Here is a 23,369-nt window from a genome sequence, read left to right as displayed (position 1 = left end):
TCTTTCGAGGCGCGAAGCCTGACGAGGAGCAGAGTGACCATGAGGGTCATGAGCACCGCAATCGGACGAGCAACAAAGAAAGCGAGCGTTTGTCAACAGTCTGAAAAAGCTGAACCCTATCCGGTTCAGCTTTTTTCGTTTAATTGATTTAATTTTGAAGAGTGTTCTGTTTCCCACAGCTTTTCAAAAAACGGCTGCCCTTTTATCAGATTTTCACAAAGACGATCGTGGCGGCTTGTCCACCCTTCTAGTGCTTCCTCAAGGAAAATCCGCTTGATGTCTTCCACGTTCATCGTCTGAATATCTTCATAGCGTTCTGGCATCCACTCTGTATACCAATAACGAATTTCTGCTGAGTTTTTGGAAGAAAATAATTGATCGAGTGCCATAAATAAGAGCTGTTTTAGTTGTCTTTCTTTTCTTGTCAATCCGCTCATGCTCTCAGGAGAAAGCGATAAAATATGATATTCCTTTTCTTCCATTTCCCATTCTAGCTCATAGGAAGTAACAGGATGAACTTCAAACATCTCGAAAGCTAACTGTTCTTGTCTCGGCACAAGACGGCTTTTTCGAACGGGAATTGTGTAACCCATCGTATCAACAGCTAAAATGCCTTTTCCATCCGTGACGACGAAGCAATGTTCAAGTTGAATCCGCTCATGATTTCTTCTAAGGAAGGCTTTTTTCCGAACATCCTCAAGCATTTGTTTTGGTAATTCCGCTAATTGATTTTCAATATAATAAAATAATTTCTCATCTATTAAAAGCAGAGGCACCTGATCTAATAGCTCGACAGCGTCCTCTTTGCGCCATTCATGATAATGGCATACGTTGTACCCGTTTTCCTCCCCTTCAAACCAGTTCACCCAGACATCATGAAGATATAACATAATGAACCTCCTCACTTCTTCATCTATTTGTCTTAAAGTATGGGCAAAGCGAAGTAAAATTATTCCTTGAACGACTATTTTTTCTTTATTGCCTCGTTGGAAAATAAAGAGCGGCTGTCATCATGAAAACGCCAGCGGCCAACAAATAACATTCCGTTCGTTCAAATACAAATTGGAAATATTCCTGCACAGTGAATCCGGCTGTCAGCAAATTTAAATACATGATACAGCTTACTCCACCAAGAATGGACAAGCCGAATCCGATTAAAAAGGCAACTAGGCGTAGGGCCATTTTCTTCTTCCTTTATCAATTGATTAGGCTGCAGCAGCTTGTCCTATATATGTATGCCTTTTAAAAAAAAAAATGTCCAAAAGACTTATTAGAATACAACTTTCGGGACGAACATACTGTTTGGAAAACGCTGAAGTAAACAAAAAGATGAATAAAAGTCGATCTTTTATTCATCTTCTTCATGTAGTTTATTCAGGTTTGTATTTACGCAAAGCGATGGTTGCATTGTGGCCGCCGAAGCCAAGTGAGTTGCTGAGAGCCACGTCTATTTCTTTTTTTCGTGATGTATTCGTTACGTAATCTAAATCACATTTTGGATCTGGTGTTTCGTAATTAATCGTTGGCGGCAGCATGTTGTTTTTGATCGCCAAAGCGGTAAAGATCGCCTCTACTCCTCCAGCAGCACCAAGCAAGTGGCCTGTCATGGACTTTGTTGAGCTGACCGCTAATTTATAAGCATGCTCACCGAATACATGCTTAATCGCCGTTGTTTCAAATTCATCGTTATACGGTGTACTTGTTCCATGAGCGTTAATATAGTCTACGTCTTCCAGCTTAATTCCACCGTCTTCAAGCGCTATGCTCATCGCTCTTGCTCCACCTTCGCCATCTGGTGCTGGTGCTGTAATATGATGGGCATCACCTGTAGAACCGTAACCGACAATCTCTGCATAAATGTGGGCTCCGCGCTTTTTAGCATGTTCAAGTTCTTCCAGAACAACGATGCCTGCTCCTTCTCCCATAACGAAGCCATCACGATTCGCGTCAAACGGACGGCTTGCTGTTTTTGGATCAGGATTTGTCGATAAAGCGGTATTCGCACAGAAACCAGCTACAGACATTTGGGTAATTGGCGCTTCACTTCCTCCTGTGATCATTGCATCTGCATCTCCGCGTTGAATCACTTTGAAGGCATCACCAATCGAGTTCGTACCAGTTGCACATGCTGTTACTGTACAAGAGTTAACACCTTTCGCTCCTAAGAAAATAGATACTTGTCCAGCCGCCATATCTGGTATCATCATTGGCACAAAGAATGGACTGACACGGCGGTAACCGCGATCAAGGAAGGTTTTGAACTGGTTTTCGAACGTTTCCATACCGCCGATTCCAGAACCAACCCAAACACCGATGCGGTCAGCATTTGATTCATCAATTGTCAAATCAGCGTTTTTCACAGCCATCTTCGCTGCTGCAACCGCATATTGTGTAAAACGGTCCATTTTGCGGGCATCTCTTTTATCCATAAAATCTTCCGGATTGAAATCTGTAATTTCTGCCGCTACCTTTACTGGATAGTCATCCGGATTTACTCTTGTTAACGGCTTAATGCCACTAACACCACTTAAAATATTAGCCCATGCTTCTTCTACTGTACTTCCAACGGGCGAAACAATTCCAAGCCCGGTAATTACTACTCTGCGTTTTTCCACTTTTTCCACTCCTTAGCATTGATTCAATAACTATACGAGTCTAGCGTCCCCACCTCATTGCAATCGCACCCCATGTGAGTCCGCCGCCAAAACCAACCATAATTAACAAATCATCGTCTTTAATTTTTCCTGATTGAAGCTCTTCCATTAACGTGATCGGTATAGAAGCAGATGATGTGTTTCCATACTTGTTAATTGTGACTGACATCTTTTCCTGAGGCAAATCTAATCGCTGGCGAGCTGCCTCCATAATGCGGATATTTGCCTGATGCGGCAGTAAGAAGTCAACGTCTTCCTTTTGAAGACCTGCTTTTTCTAATACGTTTACGCAAGACTCTCCCATTTGGCGCACAGCAAATTTGAACACTTCCCGGCCATTCATTTTAATATAATCCTTTTGATATAAATGCTTTAGACCAGAACCATCCGCACCAAGTTCAAAAGATAAAATACCGCGTCCTTCCGATACCTGGCCAAGAACAGCCGCTCCGGCGCCGTCACCGAATAAAACAGCTGTATTCCGGTCTGACCAATCCACTGCTTTTGTTAGTTTCTCCACACCTACAACAAGGACATACTTATAATCATTCGTTTCAATGAATTGCTTTCCTGTTACAATCCCGTACATGAAACCGGCACAAGCCGCACTAATGTCCATAGCCGCCGCATTTTTTGCACCAATTTGATGCTGGATCATCGTCGCAACAGAAGGAAAACGGTAGTCTGGAGTCACGGTGGCCACAATAATTAAATCAATTTCCTCCGGAGAAATTCCTGCATTCTTCACAGCCTGCTCGGCTGCTTTTACTCCCATATCGGATGTATCTGTATCATCATCTGCGATTCTTCGAGATTCAATTCCTGTTCTTGTACGGATCCATTCATCTGATGTATCCATTATTTTTTCTAAATCAAAGTTTGTCACTTCTTTTTCAGGCACAAATTGGCCCATTCCAATAATCCCTGCGTTCATCAGGTTCCCTTCTTTCAACTGCTTTATTAGTATATAATCAATTATTAAGACTTGGTACTAATTTTACTGAAAAAGGGCCGATTTTGCAATAGGTGAATCCTGTCATTTTACGGCGTATGGGGTATGATCCTGTCTACAAAAAAGAAGCGGCTCCGTGTTTGGAGCCGCTCCTTTTTACTCTTAATCCTGTTGTGCGTCTTTCTTGCCTAACTCATATGCTTCATTCATCACGTTCAAGAACATGCTCATGAATGGTTCGATTAAATCCATTGAAAACTCAATGCCCGACTCTTTTAGTTTTTCTTGTGCTTCCGGCAAGTATTTCATCGCAATTTGCATGAATTCCATGTTTTTGTTTTCGTTCATTCTTATTCCTCCATTTGCTTATTCGGCAGCTTGCCAGTTTTGATATACTGGTCAATATACCCTTTTATTTTCTTTTGAAAAGCTTTATCTACTTCCGGGCTAAACGGACTTAAGGAAATGACCCCGTCCGCAAAGTCAAAATGAAGATTGCCAGATTTCAATTTTCCTTTTACGAATTCGTCAGCAACGAGCAAGTACAGTTGGTCTACGTGCTGAACTGTACTCGTTAAGACCGTATCTTTTCCAAGATCCGACTGATCCGATACATACCCAATTGCATACAGCCCTTTTGCTTTTAGCCTTTCAATAACAGGTACATTATAGCCATCTCCGGCTGGATAGACAACATCAGCGCCCTCTTCGGTTACTTTATCAAGCAGCTGCAGGGCTTTATCGGTATTATCCCAATTTTCGACGTACTCGGTGACGACACGAATGTCTTTGCGTTCGAATTCTGCACCTTCTACAAATCCTTTTACTTCCGGCTGCCATTTATAAGTTGCTACCACACCGATGGTTCCTGTTTTAGAAAAATGAGCGGCTGTCATTCCTCCAAAGAACCCCATCGCATGGGCTTCAAACTTCAAACTTGTTGTATTTTTCTCGTTAGCATTGCCATTAAAACTAACAAAGTGCATGTTAGGGTACTCAGGCGCGAGCTTGTTGAAATAGTCGGCATATTCACTGCTATGGCCAAATACAATATTGACCCCTTTATGTGAAAACTCCTCAACAGCCCGTTCTACTAGTATTTGAGAATGAATGTTTTCTTTATAAAAAATATCTACTCCATACTTATCTTGGATTTTTAACATTCCCTTGTACCCGTTTGTTCCCCATACTTGATCGTTAATTGTATCAGGAACAAGCAAGCCGACTCTCTCCAGTTTGTCTTCTTTTTTCTCTGAACAGCCTGGAAGAACTATAAGTAAACAAATCCCTAGTATCATTAGTAATCTTTTGTTGACCATGTTCTTTCTCCTTTTATAGAAAAACACCCACCTTCCTTTATCTTAACTGTATTTAGTAAGAAGAAAAAGTTTTTTTACATAAGATGAATAAAAATGTTAATAATAATGACAAAAATTCATTTAAATCTGTTTCTCTATTGTGCTATGATTAGTGTTGGCTTATATACATATCTTCTTTCGAAGGAGGGATATTCCATGCAATATATCATGACTTTCTTTTGGACTTTCTTATTGACGGAAATGTTAACATATGTTGTTAGCTCGATGAACGGCTCTGAATTCAGCTTCATGACAGGCTTGATGCTTTCAATTCTTGCTACTATCATTTTGTTTATTCTTTCGACACTTATCACAGACGAGCATGCCGGACAGCATTAATTTACAAAAGCAGCTGCAAATGCAGCTGCTTTTCTTTTATATAATAACAAGCTCTTCATTTTCAACATCGACTGTCGCTTCACTGTGAGGAGGAATAGCCCCGGAAATAATCGCACGAGCAAGCTTCGTTTCAATTTGATGCTGAATAAAACGCTTTAATGGCCGTGCTCCATATACAGGGTCGAACCCCTCTTTTGCAATAAATTCCTTTGCTTTTTCTGTAAGCGCCAAATTAATTTGCTGATCCTCAAGCCGTTTTTTCAAGTCATTGACCATTCTTTCTGCAATGCCTTTAATGTTTTCAAGACTTAATGGCTTGAAGAGCACGATATCATCCACACGATTTAAAAATTCAGGGCGAAAATGGCTTCTTAACTGCCGCAGTACTTTTTCTTTTGTTTCCTCTTGAATTTCTTCTTCATTTTCTTTGCGATCAAGCAAATATTCAGAGCCAATATTAGACGTCATAATCACGACTGTATTTTTACAATCAACAGTCCGTCCCTGTGAGTCAGTAATCCGCCCATCGTCCAGCATTTGCAGCAAAATATTAAATACTTCTGGATGCGCCTTCTCGATTTCATCAAGCAGCACAACAGAATATGGCTTTCTGCGCAAAGCTTCCGTCAGCTGACCGCCTTCTTCAAAACCGACATATCCGGGAGGCGCACCGATTAAGCGGGAAACCGCATGTTTCTCCATGTATTCTGACATATCAATACGAATCATTTGCTCTTCGCTGTCAAACAATGTGCTAGCCAGTGTCTTCGCCAGCTCGGTTTTTCCCACACCAGTCGGACCTAGGAAAATAAATGAACCGATCGGCCGGTTTGGGTCTTTAATTCCAGCACGCGCGCGAAGGACTGCATCGCTGACGAGTTGAACGGCTTCATCTTGTCCGACAACGCGCTCATGCATAATGCTTTCTAAGCGAAGCAGCTTCTCCCGTTCGCCTTCCACGAGCTTTGTTACAGGAATGCCTGTCCAGCGTGCTACAATATCGGCAATTTCCTCCTCTGTCACTTCTTCACGGAGTAAACGGTTATCGCTTTTATTGGCTTGCTCCATTTCTTCCTCTAACCGGGCAAGCTCTTTCTCGACAGCCGGGATTCTGCCATGTCGAAGCTCAGCAGCCTTATTTAAATCATAACGGCTTTCCGCATCTTCTAATTCTCTTCTAAGCTTTTCAAGCAATTCTCTTTTTTCCTGTACCTGCCCAATCGCTTCTTTTTCAGCAGACCAGCGCGCTCTCATTTCATTTGCTTTTTCTTTTAAATTCGCCAATTCTTCCTGTAATTGCTCTAATCTTTCTTTACTCGAGAGATCCGTCTCTTTTTGAAGAGCCGCTTCTTCAATTTCTAACTGCATGACACGACGGGTCACTTCATCCAGCTCGCTTGGCATTGAGTCGATTTCCGTCCGGATTGTTGCACAGGCTTCATCCACAAGGTCAATGGCCTTGTCCGGCAGAAAACGGTCAGTAATATACCGATTGGACAATACGGCGGCAGCAACGAGTGCGCGATCGTGAATTTTTACCCCGTGATGGATCTCAAACCGCTCCTTTAATCCCCGCAAAATGGAAATAGTGTCTTCAGGTGTCGGCTCTTGAACGAGTACTTGTTGGAAACGACGCTCTAATGCTGGATCTTTTTCAATATATTTTCGATGCTCTTCAAGTGTGGTTGCACCAATACAATGCAGTTCTCCCCGTGCAAGCATCGGCTTTAACATATTGCCGGCATCCATAGCCCCTTCTGTTTTTCCAGCTCCAACAATCGTATGCAGCTCGTCGATGAACAGTAAAATACGGCCGTCACTTTTTTTAATTTCATTCAAAACGGCCTTTAGTCTTTCTTCAAACTCTCCGCGAAATTTTGCGCCGGCAATAAGCGCACTCATATCAAGCGCAAAAATCGTTTTATCCTTTAATCCTTCTGGCACATCTTTACGAACGATTCTTTGTGCCAACCCTTCAACGATCGCCGTCTTTCCGACCCCTGGTTCACCGATGAGAACTGGATTGTTTTTTGTTTTCCGGGAAAGAATGCGAATTACATGGCGAATTTCATTGTCACGGCCAATCACGGGATCAATCTTTCCAGAGCGAACTTCCTCCACTAAATCACGGCCATATTTTTTTAATGCTTCATAGCCTGCTTCCGGCTGTTGTGATGTCACTTTTTGATTCCCCCTTATCTCTTTAATTGCTTCATTTATTTTGTCTTTCGTCAGTTGTTCCTTCTCTAAAAATTTCTTTACTGCGTAATCGCTTGTCACAGGCAGAACCGCAGCAATATGTTCAACCGATAAATACTCATCCTCCCACTTTTCCTTCAGCCGCTCCGCTTCATTCAAAGCAGATTGCAAAGCTGCTGAAAGGTAGGCTCCGTACTTTACCCCAGCTCCAGCAATCGATGGTTTCTTTGCGAGCTCTTCCTGCAAAAATGAAATCCACCTAGCATTATTACTGCCTGCTCGTTCTATAATTCTTGCCATAAGGCTGTCAGGCCGGTCGATCAGAGCCAGCAGGAAATGGACAAGATCGATTTCTGTGTGTTGATGTTCTTCTGCAATTTTTTGCGATTGAGCCAATGTTTCCTGCACTGACAGTGTCATCCGTTCGATATCCAAATTGCTCTCCACCTCTCTTGACCTTTTTTGACCTTTGATTAGATTATATTTCCTTCTAACTTGAAATGTAAAGTAATAAGGTAATCAAAGAAAACTTTTTACATTGTCGGTTCTTTTAAAATAAAAGGATATCTTTATACTTTCTTTCCCTATGATGCTACAGTATAAAAGTGAAATGGATTAATGGAGGAGTTTAAAGTGGAGAATGCTTATTTACTATTAAAATACTTAATTTTAGGTTTGTTCCAAGGTTTTACAGAACCAATTCCAATTTCTTCAAGCGGTCATCTGCAACTGGCTAAACACTTTTTCGGAATCGAGATTAAAGGACTATCTTTTGAACTGCTCGTTAACTCAGCCTCCTTACTCGCCGTACTTGCCGTTTATCGAGCTGACATTATGCGCCTTGCCGGGAATGGACTGAGCTACATAAAAGACCGTAATCCAAAGGATCGCTCTGAGTTCATGTTTATTGTCTACTTAGTGATTGCTACTATTCCAGCTGGTGTGATTGGTATCGTATTCGGTGACTTTATTGAAGACAAATTGTCATCTGTCCGTACAGTAGCCATTACACTGATTATTACAGGGATTGCCCTTTGGACGATCCGAAATTTAAGAGGTCGCAAAAATGATGGAGACATGAGATTAAAAGATGCGATTATCATCGGCTGTGCCCAGGCAATCGCCCTCATTCCAGGAATCAGCCGATCAGGGGCGACCATTGTGGCGGCTATGGGGCTTGGTATGAAACAAGAGACGGCTCTTCGCTTTTCTTTCCTTTTATTTATTCCTGTTAGCGTCGGCGGCATGATTCTAAGCTTTTCCGATATTTTAAGCGACCCTAACTTACAGCATTTGGCTATTCCTTATACAGTTGCTTTTATCGGATCGTTTATTATGTCTTACTTCTCCTTAAAATGGTTCATGAACATTATGGCTCAGGGCAATTTAAAATACTTTGCTATTTACTGTTTCATCGTCGGACCGCTCGTATTGCTTTTCCTTTAATTAAGAAATTATCTTAGCTTGAAAGCCTGTTCATCTTTTTTAAAATTTAATAGTCCATAAAAAAGCACCTGCTTTCAGCAGCCGGTGCTTTTTTGTCATTATTTATTGAATGCCAAGAGCAATCTTAGCGTAGCGTGACATCATATCTCGTGACCATGGCGGGTTCCAAACAATGTCCACTTCTACCTCTTTCACTTCTGGAATATCTGCGAGCGCTGCTTTCACCTGATCTACAATAATGCCGGCTAGCGGACAGCCCATTGAAGTTAATGTCATGGTTACTTTCGTTTTACCTGCTTCGTCCATGTCAACGTCATATACGAGCCCAAGATTGACAATATCAATGCCAAGCTCAGGGTCAACGACTTGCTCAAGCGCTCCTAAAATATTTTCTTTCAGATCCTGATCCATTCTTCTTCCTCCTTCTAGCTTTGGGTTACTCCTATGATAACAAAGCAACGGACAAATTATCACCTAGAATGCTTATTTTCCAACGAAGCGGTAAATTTAATGTAAATATCCATGCTTTATTGGACATAAGTATGGAATTAAGCGTACACTGAAAGAAGAGAAACGATGAAAGGGAGTGTCTGCAAGTCAATGGCTGAAAAACATTTAATTGTCGTCGATTTAGATGGAACACTGCTTACGGATGATAAACAGATCTCCACCCGTACAAAACAAGTGTTGAAAAAAGCAATGGAGCAAGGCCATGAAGTCATGATTGCGACAGGGCGTCCGTATCGCTCCAGCGGACTTTATTACCATGAGCTGGGATTAGTAACGCCTATCGTCAATTTTAATGGCGCCTTTGTTCATCATCCGAGAAACAATAACTGGGGAATCTATCATGAACCGATGAACATCAAAACAGCTGCCGAAATCGTAGAAGCATGCCACGATTTTGATTTTCATAATATTATTGCAGAAGTTCAGGATGATTTGTATTTCCACTACCATGATGAACGGCTGATTAACTTATTTAATTTAGGGGAACCTTCTATTACCACTGGCGACTTGCGCCAAATGCTTATGGATGATCCTACCTGTATGCTCATCCATGCCACTGAAAAAACAGCCCCTCTCATTCGCGATCATTTAAGCGAGGTTCATGCCGAAGTCATTCATCATAGACGTTGGACTGCCCCATGGCATGTGATTGAGCTAGTTAAATTAGGCCTGAATAAGGCAATCGGCATCCAGCGGGCAGCTGCTGACCTGAATATTCCTAAAGAGCGGATCATTGCTTTCGGTGACGAGGACAACGATTTGGAAATGATCGAATATGCAGGCACCGGGGTGGCAATGGGCAATGCGATCAATGAATTAAAAAACATTGCCAACGAAGTGACCTTAACGAATGAAGAAGATGGAGTAGCGATCTTTTTAGAGGATAAACTAAACATTACCATTGATGAAAAATCAGTGATTTAAAAAGGGCCGGCTTGCACGCTATCCTTGCGTACAAGCCGGCCCTTTCTCTCGTTAATCCTTCCTGAAAAAACCAAAAATACCTGCTGTTTCTACAATGTTGGTAAAAGCATTTGGGTCTACTTCTTTTATAATTCGTTCTAAATCGTAAAGCTCATATCGTGTAATGACAATCATCAGCATTTCACGCTCATGACCTGAGAAAGCCCCTTTTGCTGGCAGCACTGTGATTCCCCGCACAAGCTTAGCATGAATCGCCTTTTTCATTTCTTCGGATTTATCGGTAATAATCATGGCGGTCAATTTAGCGTGGCGGGTATGAATCGCATCGACTACGCGTGTAGTGACATATAATGCTACGAGTGTATATAACGCTTTTTCCCAACCGAAAATGAGACCTGCCAGCAAAATGATAATCCCATTCATTACGAGGAAATAGTTCCCGATTGGCCGATCTTTCATTCTAGAAAGAATCATCGCTACGATATCAAGCCCACCAGTTGATGCCCCCCACTTTAACGTGAGCCCAACACCTGTAGCCCCAATGACACCGCCAAAAACGGCATTTAAAATAATATCTTCGGATACTGCTTTTATCGGGATCAATTCAAGAAAAATGGTAGAAATCACAACTGATAAAAAACTGAAAACCGTAAAAGACTTTCCTACTTTGAACCAGCCTAAAAGCGCTACAGGAATATTTAATAAGACCAGTAAGAATCCTACAGATACATTAATTGGCGTAAAAGAAGTAAAAATATTAGACAGCAACTGAGCTACGCCTTGGAAGCCGCTTGCATATACATTTGCTGGGATTAAGAACAAGTTCATGGATAAGGCATTTAAAAAAGCACCAATAATTACAATCATTATTTTCTTTGATAAACTCCAAACTGACTCTTTTACCAACTTCTCTCCTCCTCGTTCTGCTGCTAAGCAGCTGGGGTTAAATTTAATTGTTATTTTCCGGTGAAGCCTTTACAATTATTACAGATAAAGGGGGTATTCAACAAATGAAGCTATTCGCTGATTCAGGGTGCGATCTGCCACTCCATTTTTTTGAAAGCCATCAGGTCACACTCATTCCGCTTCATGTTCATTTGTACGGCAAAGATTATGAAGATATAAAAGGCATCGACCCAAAAGAAGTATACAAGGCTATTCGTCAAGGTGAAATGCCGAAAACGTCCCAAATTTCCCCGCTTCTGCTCGAAAAACTATTTACAGAACTTGCGGAAAGCGGCGAACCGGGTATTTATCCTGCCTTCTCTTCTGCCCTTTCCGGTACATATCAGACAGCCGTCATGGTTCGCGATCAAGTAAAAGAAAAGTACGCTGACCTTGATCTAACGATTATCGACACGAAGGCCGCCTCCTTAGGCTATGGCTTAATCGTCATGAGGGCCGCTGAAAACTTACAAAAAGGCTGGCCAAAAGAAAGTATTATAGCGGACATCGAATTCTATTGTCAACATATGGAGCATATTTTCACCGTTGAAGATTTGAATCATCTTGCCAAAGGCGGCAGACTCTCAAGCGGCGCCGCTTGGATTGGCGGATTGTTAAACATTAAGCCAATTTTACACGTAAGTGAAGGAAAACTCATCCCTATTGAGAAAATTCGCGGTCGTAAAAAGGCGTTTAACCGGATGCTCGATATGATGGAGCAGCGCGGAGAACAGCTTAACAAGCAACGAATCGCGATTAGTCATGGTGATGATCCTGAAGCAGCCGAACTGCTAAAAAAGATGATTGATGAACGTTTTCATTCTCAAGAAATTTTTACCCATATTATCGGTTCAGCAATCGCTTCTCATGCAGGACCAGGCACAATTGCCCTATTTTTCTTAAATAAAGTACCATCATCCTAAATTGAACAAATAGAAAGGTGGAAAAGACATGTCAAAAGAAAACTCATTTGATATTGTGTCAAAAGTAGATTTTTCGGAGGTAACGAATGCCATCACCCAAGCGTTAAAGGAAATTCAGACACGCTATGATTTTAAAGGAAGCAAAAGCGACCTTTCACTCGATAAAGAGGAACTCGTTCTTATTTCAGACGATGAGTTCAAATTGGAACAATTAAAAGACGTACTAATCAGCAAGCTCATTAAACGTTCTGTACCTGTAAAAAATCTTGACTATGGAAAAATAGAAGGAGCCTCGGGCGGCACTGTCCGCCAACGCGCCAAACTGGTACAGGGCATTGATAAAGAGACTGCTAAGAAAATCAATTCACTTATTAAAGACAGTGGACTAAAGGTAAAATCACTAATTCAAGGAGACCAGCTGCGGATAACAGGCAAAAGCAAAGATGACCTTCAAAAAGTCATGTCTCTTGTCCGCGAAGCCGATTTGGCTGTAGATGTGCAATTTGTTAATTTTCGTTAATCCTTATGTTAACCGGATGGAACTACTCCATCCGGTTTTTTTATGGTTAAACGCGGATATGACGGGTAAACATAACGTGGACATAGAATTTATATAAGGAGTGATTCGATGAGTCAGCAAGAACAAAAGCAAACTTTTCCGAAACAACATCAAGACGTGCATTCGGGAAAAACTGAGCTGATGCATCCGCAGCCTGATCATGTGGACAGTGACTATAAAGGCAGCGGCAAACTGGAAGGCAAAAAAGCATTATTAACCGGTGCGGACAGCGGAATCGGCCGGGCAGCAGCTGTTTACTTTGCCCGCGAAGGTGCCGATGTTGCCATCGTTTACTTAGAGAACCATGAAGACGCAGAAGAAACGAAAAAACTCATTGAACAAGAAGGCCGGCAATGCCTCCTCATTGCAGGAGATATTGGCTCTGAGGAATTTTGTCAAGAAGCCGTACAAAAAACACTCGATGCATTTGGAAAAATCGATGTTCTCGTTAACAATGCCGGTGAACAGCATCCGCAAAATAGCCTGCTTGATATTACAGCCGAGCAGCTCGAAAAAACGTTCCGCACGAATATCTTTGGCTACTTTTACATGACGAAGGCTGCACTTCCTCATCTTAAAAAAGGAGCAAGCATTATTAATACAGCTTCGATTACTGCCTATAAAGGAAATCCAACATTGATTGATTACTCAGCAACGAAGGGAGCGATTGTTTCCTTTACACGTTCTCTCGCCGCCTCGCTTGCAAAAGATGGCATTCGTGTAAATGGCGTAGCACCAGGTCCTATTTGGACACCGCTCATCCCTTCTACTTTCTCTGCGGAAAAAGTGTCCAAGTTCGGTGCTGATACACCATTTGGCCGTGCCGGACAGCCTTACGAGCTGGCACCTGCTTATGTTTTCTTAGCAAGCAATGACTCCAGCTATGTCTCCGGCCAAATGATTCATGTGAATGGAGGAACGGTTGTAAACGGGTGATAACGAAGCAAAAAGGGACTGCTTACTATGCAGTCCCTTTTTGTTAATTTTATTGGCGAGATGCTTTTCCCCTCTTCCATACAAGATAGAGGAAAGCCATAAAAATAATATAGACAGCAGCGAGAGCCGCGATAAATAACTTATTCACTCCTACCTTCTCAGTAAGTGCATATATTTCTGCTGTCTCCCTATCGAGTATGAGAGAAAACTTTTCTTCTTCCGGACGAGCCAGTCCTCCTTCAAGCAAACCCCGCAACTCTTTATTGCGATCGAGCTCTTCAGCTGGAATCGTTACCTTTTGCGTTTTATTTGAATTATTGACTGCCACAATCAGTGTTTCATCTTTATACTGCCGTTTAAATACCGTCATACCATCTTTATCATAAATCGGTTCATAGGAGCCGCGTGTTAACGCTGGAAGCTTTTGACGCAATTCTCCAATTTTTTTCATATGATCAATTAATTCCTGATCTTCTTTGAAGCTGAGCAGACGATGGCTTTCCGGACCTTCTTGCCCATTAAGCGCCACTTCTGAGCCATAATAAACAACCGGCACGCCTGGCACGGTATATAAATAGGTTAAGGCCATCATCCATCTTGTACCTGGAAACATGTTTTCTTCTACCGTTTTTTTCGTAAAGCGATCGGTCTTGTTAGAATCTAGATAGTTGGCTAGCAACAGCGAACTCTCTTCCGACTCTTTCTTTAAAAGGGCAGCACTTTGATTAGAAGGTTCATTTACATTTTTAAATTGCTCTTGAAGCAAGCCCGCAAGTTCTGCATTCATCACACTATCAAGACCAGATTTTTCAAAGTGCTTAATTTCCGTTTTTCCATCATTGCTGCCAAGCAAAAAGAAGTTTTTCTGTTGCTGCTTCAGTTGGGCAGAAAAATCTTGCAGGAAAGAAATAGGGGCGTTGGCAGAATCGCTTAAGTAGTACCCATCAACATCCGCTTTCTTCATCCACCACTTACCAACTTTGGTCAATTCCTGCTTCACCGCTTCATTTTCAAGATTTAGCACAGCCATTTGACCGAGCCACTTTTCTTCTGCATGGCCACTTTTTGTGACAAACCAATCTGCTTTTGCCGCATCCTTTACCCATGGATGAGATGGGCTCACCTGCATAATAGGAAAATCAACAATGACTTTCATATCCCGATCATGCGCTTCCTTGACGAGATGATTGAGTTCTTTCAGGGAACCGAACTGTTTATTCGTTTTATAAAAATCAGTGATCCAGTAGCCATGATAGCCACCCTTTGCGTTTTCAAAAACTGGGCTAATAATGATAGAAGTAATCCCCATATCATGCAAATAGTCCAGCTTCTCAGCCGCACCAGTGAAATCCCCGCCTTGATAGGCTCGCAGATCATGATTATTAATCTCTTTATCATTCTTATTATCACCATTATGAAAACGATCGGTCATTACATAATACATTGTTTCATCTTGCCACGTTCGTTCTTCTTTTTCTACAGCGCTAACAGGTAAGGCGTATAAAAGAAGAAACGGCAATAAGACGAGCGAAAATAATGTTTTTTTCACTTCCGCTTCCCCCTCCAAAAAATGATCGTACCGCTTCTAAGATTACGCTTTTCCGGGACAGCCGTCAAACGCAAAAAAGAAAATTCAACAAATCTACAAGAATTAGGCAGCCAAACAAAAATAAACAACCAGTCGCCGGCAGACTGCCAACAACTGGTTGTGTAAAAGGTATTTTAATCCCTGACTAAAAACAGGGGGCAATCTCTTAAAATAGGTTCCAGCTTTTAATGGCTTTAAGAGACTTGTTCTTTATCATGTTTATATTCTTTCTCCCAATAATCTGCATTTTTAATGCCTAATGCTTTAGGATCAAAAACAGGATCCAAGCCTTGCTTTTTTTGTTTCTCGTAATCCTTTAGTGCCACAATGGCTGGCTTTGCCAGAATCACAATCGCGATAACGTTCAGCCATACCATGATTCCTAATCCTACGTCTCCAAGTGCCCAAGCTAAGGAAGCCGTTTTAATCGAACCATAGAATGTAGCAGCCATAATGACAATTCTTAAAGCAAATGTTGCCCATTTATTATTATTGCGAATTAAGTAGGCAATATTTGTTTCGGCAATATAATAGTAGGCCATGATTGTAGTAAAGGCGAAGAAGAATAAGGCAACAGCAACGAAGCCTGCACCGAATCCTGGGATCACGCTGTCAATGGCAGCCTGTGTGAACGCAGGTCCCACTTCTACTCCTTTTAAGTTTTCAACAATGAAAGAGCCATCTTCTGCTTGTGTGTTATACATGCCCGTGAACAAAATCATGAATGCTGTTGCTGAACAAACGAATAATGTATCAATGTATACGGAAAATGCCTGAACCAAGCCTTGTTTAGCCGGATGTGACACCTCTGCAGCTGCAGCTGGATGTGCACCAGTTCCCTGGCCGGCTTCATTTGAATAGACACCACGTTTTACTCCCCAAGAAATGGCCATCCCGATTAGGCCGCCAAACGCTGAATCTAATGCGAATGCACTTCTAAAGATAAGAGCAATTACACCAGGAAGCTCTGTGATATTCATCAAGACGATAACCACTGATAATACAATGTAGCCTAGTGCCATGAATGGAACGATGATCTGTGCTGCATTTGCAATCCGCTTTACCCCGCCAAAAATAATGAACCCTAATAAAAGAACAATGACAAGACCTGTAACGGCAGGATCAATTCCGAAAGCGTTTTCAATTCCAGCCGCAATGGAATTTGATTGCACGCCTGGCATAAGAATAGCCATCGCCACTAATGCGGCAAATGCAAACAATACAGCAAACCACTTCCAGCCAATCCCTTTTTCAATATAGTAGGCTGGGCCACCCCGATATTGTCCATCCTGTTTTACTTTGTAAATTTGTGCAAGCGTTGATTCAATAAACGCGCTTGATGCTCCGATGAAAGCAATGGCCCACATCCAAAATACAGCCCCTGGGCCCCCAAATGCGATAGCTGTAGCTACACCAGCAATATTCCCTGTTCCGACACGCCCGGAAAGTGCGATCGAAAGTGCCTGGAAGGATGACACACCAGCTTCAGAGCTTTTCCCCTTAAACATAAGCGTGATCATTTCCTTAATGTGCCTTACTTGCAGAAAACGAGTGAGAATGGAAAATATAAGCCCTACCCCTAGCAAGGTATAGATGACCGGTGTGCTCCACAAGATGCCGTTTAATCCATTAATAAATTGCTCCAACTAGATACTCCCCCTTTGTTTGTTCATATGTCCTTTCTCCTACATTATAAATAGAAGCGGACAATTTAGACAACAATTTTATTTGAAAAGTTTAAATATTTTATATATTACATATTTATACTATATGCCAAAAAGGTTTTTGAAGAACAAAAACGCTTGTGTTAGTGCAGAGATCTGAAACATTCACAAGTAATCTCTAAATCAAGGACATAGGGATACTATTATTCTAAAAAAAGAGTATGATTAGCGTAAAAAATCAATTTTTATGCAAATGATTTTATAGAGAAGCCGCTCGATTGGACGTCTTCTTCCCTTTTTCATCATCCTTTTGGTGCAAATGGCTTCTATTGGATCGGTGATACCTTTGTCATTGATTATCTACTTTAACATGAGATATCTCTGATCACCTCCTCATAAAGAGGGGAGTATTCCCTGACCAGTTAAAGAGAAAATAAGCAGGGGCATTTCATTGAATAAAAGTAAAGCTCTATGGGGATCACAAACTGTAAGCCCAACAGTACCTTCCAATTCACTATTAGTACGATAAAGCTATATTGAAATAAGTGTAGCTAAAAATGTTTTCTCAATTTCTGAACATGTTTCCGGCTAGGATCCTTCTCCGAATACCGTACTCTCATTATACAAAAGACCATGTTAGTCATGGTTCAAGCATGTATATCAAGGACCATACGCTTCCTTTTTTTGTATAGCAAACTTTAAAGAACAGGGGCTATTTTTATTTATCTATTTTACTACCCCTGCTTTCCGTTTATTCAGACTTTAATCTTTTGAAAAAATGGCACTTTTTCTCTCGAGAACGATTATTTATCGTTCTCTTGTGGAAACATGTAGAAAATAAAAAAGGGAGGGAACAGCCATGTTTTGGCTACAGTTTCTTATCTTGCTTCTATGTATTTTTATTGGAGCAAGACTAGGTGGAGTCGGACTTGGAGTCATGGGTGGCGTTGGCCTCTCGATTTTCGTTTTCGGCTTTGGATTACAGCCGACAGAGCCGCCGATTGACGTTATGCTCATGATTGTTGCGGTGATCACCGCTGCCAGTTCACTGCAAGCAGCTGGAGGGATGGATTATCTCGTCAGCACTGCAGAAAAAGCACTTCGAAAAAACCCAAAGCATATCACCTTTATAGCACCGATGGTTACCTATTTATTTACTCTTTGCGCCGGGACAGGTCACGTCGCCTATTCTGTACTTCCTGTTATCGCCGAAGTGGCGCGTGAATCGAAAGTGCGTCCAGAACGGCCGATGTCAATCGCCGTCATCGCCTCCCAACAAGCGATCACAGCTAGCCCAATTTCAGCGGCCACAGTAGCGCTAGTCGCTTTGTTAGCGGATTTTAATATTAATCTAATAGATATCTTACTAATTTGTATCCCTTCCACTTTCATTGCTTGCATGATTGCAGCATTTGTTGCCAGCAAAATGGGGAAAGAATTAGAGGAGGATCCAATCTATCTGGAACGTTTGGAAAAGGGCATAACTCCACTTATTTCAGGGAAAAAAGAAATACATGTAACAAACAAAGCCAAACTATCGGTCGCTTTATTTTTATTAGCGGCTGTTTTAGTTGTATTGCTCGGTTCCGCCGAAGCACTCCGTCCAGGCTGGACCATTGAAGGTGAATTCGTAAGATTATCTATGCCCCATACAATCGAGATGGTCATGTTAACGATTTCAGCTCTTATTATTATTCTTTGCAAACCAGACGTAGAAGAGATTGCTTCCGGTACTGTTTTCAAAGCAGGTGTCACAGCGGTTGTGGCGATTTTCGGAATTGCCTGGATGGGTGATACCTTCTTTAATGGGAATATGGCTTTAATTCAAGAATCGATTCACGAGATGGTTACCTCGGCTCCATGGCTGTTCGCCTTTGCTCTATTTATACTGTCCATCCTGCTGTATAGTCAGGCGGCCACTGTCCGCGCCTTAATGCCGCTCGGGATCTCATTAGGAATCGCTCCAGCGCTGTTAATCGCCATGTTCCCAGCAGTCAATGGGTATTTCTTTATACCGAATTATGGAACAGTAGTAGCAGCCATTAACTTTGATCAGACCGGGACTACCAGGATTGGAAACTATATCTTGAACCATAGCTTTATGATTCCCGGCCTTGTCGCTACAATTGGTGCAGTAGGCATTGGACTGCTGATCTCCTCTCTCTTGTTTTAATCGTTCAAAAAATAAATTGATAGGAGGAATGAACATTGAATACTGATGAATTATTTCGCATAGAAAAAGATTTCCTTGGAGAAAAAAAGGTACCACTTGGCGCTTATTATGGTGTCCAAACCTTGAGAGCTGTCGAGAATTTTCCGATCACTGGCTACAGAATCGATGATAGCCTGATTAAGGCGATCGCCATCGTTAAAAAATCAGCTGCCCAAGCCAACCGGGATATCGGACAGCTTGATCCGAAAATAGCCGATGCTATTATAGAGGCGGCTGAGGAAGTGATAAATGGAAGTCTTCATGATCAGTTTATTGTCGATCCTATCCAGGGAGGAGCCGGCACTTCCATTAATATGAACGCTAACGAAGTAATTGCCAACAGGGCTCTTGAATTGTTGGGCGAACAAAAGGGATCTTATAAGATGGTTAGTCCTAACTCTCATGTGAATATGGCTCAATCAACAAATGATGCCTTTCCGACAGCCATCCATTTGGCGGTCATCTCTCAAGTAAATAAATTACTGGAAGTGATGGAAGAACTGTCTAATGCTTTTCATAAGAAAGCCATCGAATTTAATCCTATTCTAAAGATGGGCCGTACCCATCTACAGGATGCCGTACCGATCCGTCTCGGTCAGGAATTTGAAGCGTATGCTCGTGTTTTAGGCCGGGATATTCAGCGAGTTGATGTGTCGCGCCAGCATTTATATGAAGTAAATATGGGAGCAACTGCTGTAGGAACAGGCCTGAACGCTGAGCCCCTATATATCGAGAAAGTAGTTGGATATTTAAGAGAAAACAGCGGATTCCCTATCTTGAAAGCATCCCATTTAGTCGACGCCACACAAAACACCGATGCTTATCTTGAAGTGTCTGCGGCTCTCAAAGTATGTATGATGAACATGTCGAAGGTGGCGAATGACTTGAGATTAATGGCATCTGGCCCACGAGCCGGATTAGGAGAAATCACCTTGCCAGCCCGCCAGCCCGGCTCCTCTATCATGCCAGGCAAGGTCAACCCTGTCATGGCGGAAGTGCTGAACCAAACCGCCTTCCAGGTAATTGGCAATGATCATACTATATGCCTCGCTTCCGAAGCAGGCCAGTTTGAACTGAACGTCATGGAACCTGTTCTTGTTTTTAACTTACTGCAATCCATTAAGATCACAACGAACGTATTTACGGTTTTTCGCAAATACTGTGTGGAAGGCATTCAGGCCAATACCGAGCGGATGCAGGACTATGTTAATAACAGCGTCGGCATTATCACAGCAATCAACCCCCATGTCGGCTATGAAACGGCCGCCTCGATCGCCAAAGAGGCCATCGACACCGGCAAGTCTGTCAGGGAAATTTGTATCGAGCGTGAAGTCTTAAGTGAAGCAGAGCTCGACATTATCCTTCATCCATACGAAATGACCGATCCTGGTATTTCCGGACGCGAATTGATAGAAGTAAAGCGATCACTAGGATTACAAACCAAGTCTCTTCCCCAGAAAGAGAATGACATTAACCCAACACAATGATCGGGTAACTCCCCCTCTTAAACATAAAAAGCTGTACCTGAGTGAATTCAGGTACAGCTTTTTTCATTTCTACATTAAGCAAAGAAATTCAAGCCCATTGGCAGTTTAAATCCTAAGTAAAGTGTTATGATCAGCAAAACAATGGCACCGATCAATACCTTGCTCGTATCTTTTCCCTTTTTCTTGCGGACTAGCACCATTTCCATTAGTCCAATAGTTAGGATACCGGCAAGCATCTTCATACCATACAGCATGTCATTAATGCCATGGTGTCTGATAAAGAGCAGCAAGCCAGTGATTAATACGAGAATATAAAACAATCTCAATGCCATATGAGCACCCGTAGAGTATTTGCTAACAGCGATAAAAAATAAGATAATCGCGATCACCCAAGTTGTAATATGTAAATGGGTACTGTTAAAAAATAAACTTTCCATGTCAGTCCCCCTCCTTTCTGCTTTTCTTTTCTATAGTATCATTTTGCTAGAAGAGAAGGAAATGTTGTGCCAAGATTATTGGACCTTGTTTGATAATGTGCCAATTTGTTCAATATTAATGTCAATGGTATCGCCTGATTTCAAAAGCCCTGGAGGATTCATTCCTTGTCCGACTCCTGCAGGTGTACCTGTAGCAATCACATCTCCTGGCTCAAGCGTCATCCCTTTTGAAAGCGTTGAAATAATTTCATCAATCGGGAAAATAAAGTGCTTTGTGTTAGATTGCTGGCGAACTTCCCCGTTCACTTTCGTTTCAATATTCAAATTGTGCGGATCTTTAATGTCGTCTTTTGTGACAATCCATGGGCCCATCGGACAAGTGCCGTCTAAGCTTTTTCCAAGGAAAAATTGCTTGTGGCGCTTTTGAAGATCACGCGCTGTCACATCATTAATAATCGTATAGCCGAAAATAAAGTCAAGTGCGTCTTCTTTAGAAATTCCTTTTCCTTTTTTGCCGATAATGACTCCAAGCTCTCCTTCATAATCAAGTGCATTCGTTAAGCCTTCATGAGCTGGGATCGGCTCGTTTGCTGCAATCACAGCAGTCGGTGATTTCGTGAATACCATTAAATCGGTTGGAATACTTTCTTCCCCACCCATTTCAATCGCATGATCACGGTAGTTTTTACCGATGCACATAATGTTCTTGGATGGACGAGGGATTGGAGCGAGCCATTCTACTTCCTCCGCAGAGACAGCAGCGGCTTCCTTCTCTTTTTCTCCCGCTGCCTCGAGCCATTGCTTTACTCGTTCTGTAAATTCTTCTCCAGCAGCAATGGCCTCCAGCAGTGTATCAGGCAGCATTTTTTTCCCTGTGATGCTTTCCTCGAGTGACGGCAAGTTCCAAATCATGTTTTCTGTCTCTTCATACACTCCATATGTATCCCTTTGGTTGACACGATAGCTCACTAACTTCATCACTTTATCCTCCTTTGATGATCCTTTGTTCTCTTTCTTTTTGAAATCCATAAGTAACTTTTCGCCATAAAGCTTCCATTGGTCCACGCTTAAACTTAGACAGCCAGAATTCCGATAAAATCATTTGTCCAACAAAGATCGCTACAGCAATCCACACGCCGGTAGAAAGTTTTATTTGTCCGTATAGCCCTAATCCATAATGGTAAAAAATCAGCGTTCCAATCACCGATTGCAGCAAATAATTCGTTAAAGACATTCTGCCTGCCGCTGCAAACGGCTTCAACAGCTTGCTTCCATTTTTCATAAAGCTGATGCCAATGATAAGTGCCGCATAACTAACAGCCAGCAACGGGCCGCCAATCGAATCTTGGACATGTACATAAGCTAGATTAGGTTCAATCATATACGGCAGCGACTTTAACACGACACCGACTGCAAAAAAAGTAATAAACGTGATAAAAGCAGCATCAGGACGAGCCTGGCCTCTCGTAAAGATTCTCAGCTTTTGAGCACCCGCGCCAATTAGAAAGTGGGGGAAAATGGAGACGACCTGTGCCCACCAGACACTTGGTTCATTTCCTGTAAGCCAGTCTGCCACTCGTTGCTGAGTAATTTCAGCAAACGTCCCGCTTCCATAAGCAGCGATGGATTTCTCGATTCCCGCGATATCTGTCCAATGCACTGCACTTGTTGGGTCAACTGTTGCCAAAAGAATGAGCAAAATGCTCAGAAAAATGTTCGGCAACAGCAGCAAAACACTACCAATGATAATTAATATTTTTCCAGAAAGCCGTAAAAACAGCAACAGAAAAAGCCCAAAAATGGCATAATTTATTAATATATCACCCGGCCAAATAAGAAAAGCATGAATCACACCGATCACTAGCAAAAAGGAAAAGCGGCGAATTCCTGTCGGCAAAAATGACTGGCCTCTCTTCATGGCATTCTCCCGCTGCATAGCCGTACCAAACCCAAACATCATCGCAAACAACGGATAAAAGCTTCCTTGTACAAAAATATCAATCCAGCGATAATGCCAAAAGCTCTCCGATTCTTTCCACCATTCATAAGGATCATAATAAAAATAAGGCGAATGAAACGAAATCATATTCACTAAAAAAATTCCTAAAAGAGCCAAACCTCGTAAACTATCTAATGTTCCAATCCGCTCTTCCTGTTTTAATGGCGCTAACTGCACACTCTTCTTTCCCCTTTCTTCCTCATATCATCTTTCCCATCATATCACACAGCGCTAGGA

Annotated in this window: 22 protein-coding genes; 8 read left to right on the top strand and 14 right to left on the bottom strand. The window is 42.0% G+C overall.

Translation table 11 applies throughout. The annotated features are described in order from the left end of the window. Positions 1 to 125: 125 nt before the first annotated feature. The 6 genes from AC623_RS03770 to AC623_RS03745 form a co-directional block, all read right to left on the bottom strand. The gene (locus tag AC623_RS03770; RefSeq protein WP_049660702.1) at positions 126 to 890 is read right to left on the bottom strand and encodes a YjbA family protein; all 765 of its coding nucleotides are present in this window, start codon (positions 888 to 890) and stop codon (positions 126 to 128) included. An 85-nt stretch (positions 891 to 975) separates the two neighbouring features. Further along, positions 976 to 1,182, bottom strand: a complete 207-nt coding sequence (locus tag AC623_RS03765; RefSeq protein WP_049660700.1) for a hypothetical protein — start codon at positions 1,180 to 1,182, stop codon at positions 976 to 978. Positions 1,183 to 1,370: 188 nt separating this feature from the next. After that, the gene (gene fabF / locus AC623_RS03760) at positions 1,371 to 2,615 is read right to left on the bottom strand and encodes a beta-ketoacyl-ACP synthase II (protein ID WP_049660699.1); all 1,245 of its coding nucleotides are present in this window, start codon (positions 2,613 to 2,615) and stop codon (positions 1,371 to 1,373) included. A 40-nt stretch (positions 2,616 to 2,655) separates the two neighbouring features. Further along, entirely contained in the window at positions 2,656 to 3,588 is a 933-nt protein-coding gene (locus tag AC623_RS03755; protein WP_049660697.1) for a beta-ketoacyl-ACP synthase III, read from the bottom strand. A gap of 180 nt (positions 3,589 to 3,768) precedes the next feature. Further along, complete coding sequence (locus AC623_RS03750) at positions 3,769 to 3,954, bottom strand: ComZ family protein (RefSeq protein WP_049660696.1); 186 nt, start codon at positions 3,952 to 3,954, stop codon at positions 3,769 to 3,771. Positions 3,955 to 3,956: 2 nt separating this feature from the next. After that, positions 3,957 to 4,925: a BMP family ABC transporter substrate-binding protein gene (locus tag AC623_RS03745; protein WP_049660694.1), complete on the bottom strand. Its 969-nt coding sequence runs from the start codon at positions 4,923 to 4,925 to the stop codon at positions 3,957 to 3,959. Between the two features lie 195 nt (positions 4,926 to 5,120). On the opposite strand from AC623_RS03745, the gene AC623_RS03740 reads away from it, so the two are divergent. Beyond that, complete coding sequence (locus AC623_RS03740) at positions 5,121 to 5,303, top strand: YjzD family protein (protein WP_049660693.1); 183 nt, start codon at positions 5,121 to 5,123, stop codon at positions 5,301 to 5,303. A gap of 36 nt (positions 5,304 to 5,339) precedes the next feature. Here the strand turns inward: AC623_RS03740 and clpB are convergent, their stop codons facing one another. Beyond that, the gene (gene clpB / locus AC623_RS03735; protein WP_049660691.1) at positions 5,340 to 7,937 is read right to left on the bottom strand and encodes an ATP-dependent chaperone ClpB; all 2,598 of its coding nucleotides are present in this window, start codon (positions 7,935 to 7,937) and stop codon (positions 5,340 to 5,342) included. A gap of 198 nt (positions 7,938 to 8,135) precedes the next feature. On the opposite strand from clpB, the gene AC623_RS03730 reads away from it, so the two are divergent. Continuing rightward, a complete protein-coding gene (locus AC623_RS03730; protein WP_049660690.1) occupies positions 8,136 to 8,948 on the top strand; it encodes an undecaprenyl-diphosphate phosphatase in 813 nt (270 codons plus the stop codon). 102 nt (positions 8,949 to 9,050) lie between these two features. Here the strand turns inward: AC623_RS03730 and AC623_RS03725 are convergent, their stop codons facing one another. Further along, on the bottom strand, positions 9,051 to 9,359 hold the full coding sequence (locus AC623_RS03725; protein ID WP_049660688.1) for a metal-sulfur cluster assembly factor: 309 nt from the start codon (positions 9,357 to 9,359) through the stop codon (positions 9,051 to 9,053). Positions 9,360 to 9,548: 189 nt separating this feature from the next. Between AC623_RS03725 and AC623_RS03720 the strand changes: the two genes are divergently transcribed. Next, positions 9,549 to 10,382, top strand: coding sequence for a Cof-type HAD-IIB family hydrolase (locus AC623_RS03720; RefSeq protein WP_049660687.1), 834 nt, complete (start codon positions 9,549 to 9,551; stop codon positions 10,380 to 10,382). Between the two features lie 51 nt (positions 10,383 to 10,433). On the opposite strand, the gene AC623_RS03715 is transcribed toward AC623_RS03720, so the two are convergent. Then, positions 10,434 to 11,249 (bottom strand): YitT family protein, encoded by an 816-nt coding sequence (locus tag AC623_RS03715; protein WP_049666211.1) that lies wholly within the window; start codon positions 11,247 to 11,249, stop codon positions 10,434 to 10,436. 143 nt (positions 11,250 to 11,392) lie between these two features. On the opposite strand from AC623_RS03715, the gene AC623_RS03710 reads away from it, so the two are divergent. From AC623_RS03710 to AC623_RS03700, 3 genes are all read left to right on the top strand, one after another. Continuing rightward, positions 11,393 to 12,250 carry a DegV family protein gene (locus tag AC623_RS03710; RefSeq protein WP_049666209.1) on the top strand — a complete coding sequence of 286 codons (858 nt, stop codon included), beginning with the start codon at positions 11,393 to 11,395 and terminating at the stop codon, positions 12,248 to 12,250. 28 nt (positions 12,251 to 12,278) lie between these two features. Continuing rightward, positions 12,279 to 12,770, top strand: coding sequence for a YajQ family cyclic di-GMP-binding protein (locus tag AC623_RS03705; protein ID WP_049660685.1), 492 nt, complete (start codon positions 12,279 to 12,281; stop codon positions 12,768 to 12,770). A 108-nt stretch (positions 12,771 to 12,878) separates the two neighbouring features. Then, positions 12,879 to 13,745 carry an SDR family oxidoreductase gene (locus tag AC623_RS03700; RefSeq protein WP_049660682.1) on the top strand — a complete coding sequence of 289 codons (867 nt, stop codon included), beginning with the start codon at positions 12,879 to 12,881 and terminating at the stop codon, positions 13,743 to 13,745. A gap of 49 nt (positions 13,746 to 13,794) precedes the next feature. On the opposite strand, the gene AC623_RS03695 is transcribed toward AC623_RS03700, so the two are convergent. Next, the gene (locus AC623_RS03695; RefSeq protein WP_049660681.1) at positions 13,795 to 15,294 is read right to left on the bottom strand and encodes an alpha-amylase family glycosyl hydrolase; all 1,500 of its coding nucleotides are present in this window, start codon (positions 15,292 to 15,294) and stop codon (positions 13,795 to 13,797) included. 233 nt (positions 15,295 to 15,527) lie between these two features. Then, positions 15,528 to 16,979, bottom strand: a complete 1,452-nt coding sequence (locus AC623_RS03690; protein ID WP_049660678.1) for an alanine/glycine:cation symporter family protein — start codon at positions 16,977 to 16,979, stop codon at positions 15,528 to 15,530. Between the two features lie 877 nt (positions 16,980 to 17,856). Between AC623_RS03690 and AC623_RS03685 the strand changes: the two genes are divergently transcribed. Both AC623_RS03685 and aspA read left to right on the top strand, forming a co-directional pair. Next, positions 17,857 to 19,170, top strand: a complete 1,314-nt coding sequence (locus tag AC623_RS03685; RefSeq protein ID WP_049660676.1) for an anaerobic C4-dicarboxylate transporter family protein — start codon at positions 17,857 to 17,859, stop codon at positions 19,168 to 19,170. A gap of 35 nt (positions 19,171 to 19,205) precedes the next feature. Then, on the top strand, positions 19,206 to 20,696 hold the full coding sequence (gene aspA, locus AC623_RS03680; RefSeq protein WP_049660674.1) for an aspartate ammonia-lyase: 1,491 nt from the start codon (positions 19,206 to 19,208) through the stop codon (positions 20,694 to 20,696). 74 nt (positions 20,697 to 20,770) lie between these two features. Here aspA and AC623_RS03675 read toward each other — a convergent pair whose 3' ends face one another. The 3 genes from AC623_RS03675 to AC623_RS03665 all read right to left on the bottom strand — a co-directional run bounded on the left by AC623_RS03675 (position 20,771) and on the right by AC623_RS03665 (position 23,309). Next, complete coding sequence (locus AC623_RS03675; RefSeq protein ID WP_049660670.1) at positions 20,771 to 21,133, bottom strand: YisL family protein; 363 nt, start codon at positions 21,131 to 21,133, stop codon at positions 20,771 to 20,773. Positions 21,134 to 21,208: 75 nt separating this feature from the next. Further along, positions 21,209 to 22,111: a fumarylacetoacetate hydrolase family protein gene (locus tag AC623_RS03670; RefSeq protein ID WP_049660668.1), complete on the bottom strand. Its 903-nt coding sequence runs from the start codon at positions 22,109 to 22,111 to the stop codon at positions 21,209 to 21,211. Between the two features lie 4 nt (positions 22,112 to 22,115). Beyond that, on the bottom strand, positions 22,116 to 23,309 hold the full coding sequence (locus AC623_RS03665) for a DUF418 domain-containing protein (RefSeq protein WP_049660666.1): 1,194 nt from the start codon (positions 23,307 to 23,309) through the stop codon (positions 22,116 to 22,118). Between the last annotated feature and the right edge of the window lie 60 nt (positions 23,310 to 23,369).

The sequence above is a fragment of the Bacillus sp. FJAT-27231 genome, from assembly GCF_001183975.1.
In the GTDB taxonomy this organism is placed as follows: Bacteria; Bacillota; Bacilli; order Bacillales; family Domibacillaceae; genus Pseudobacillus; species Pseudobacillus wudalianchiensis.
Note: the sequence above shows the minus strand (reverse complement) of the source record. Positions and strands in the feature narration are given on the sequence as shown.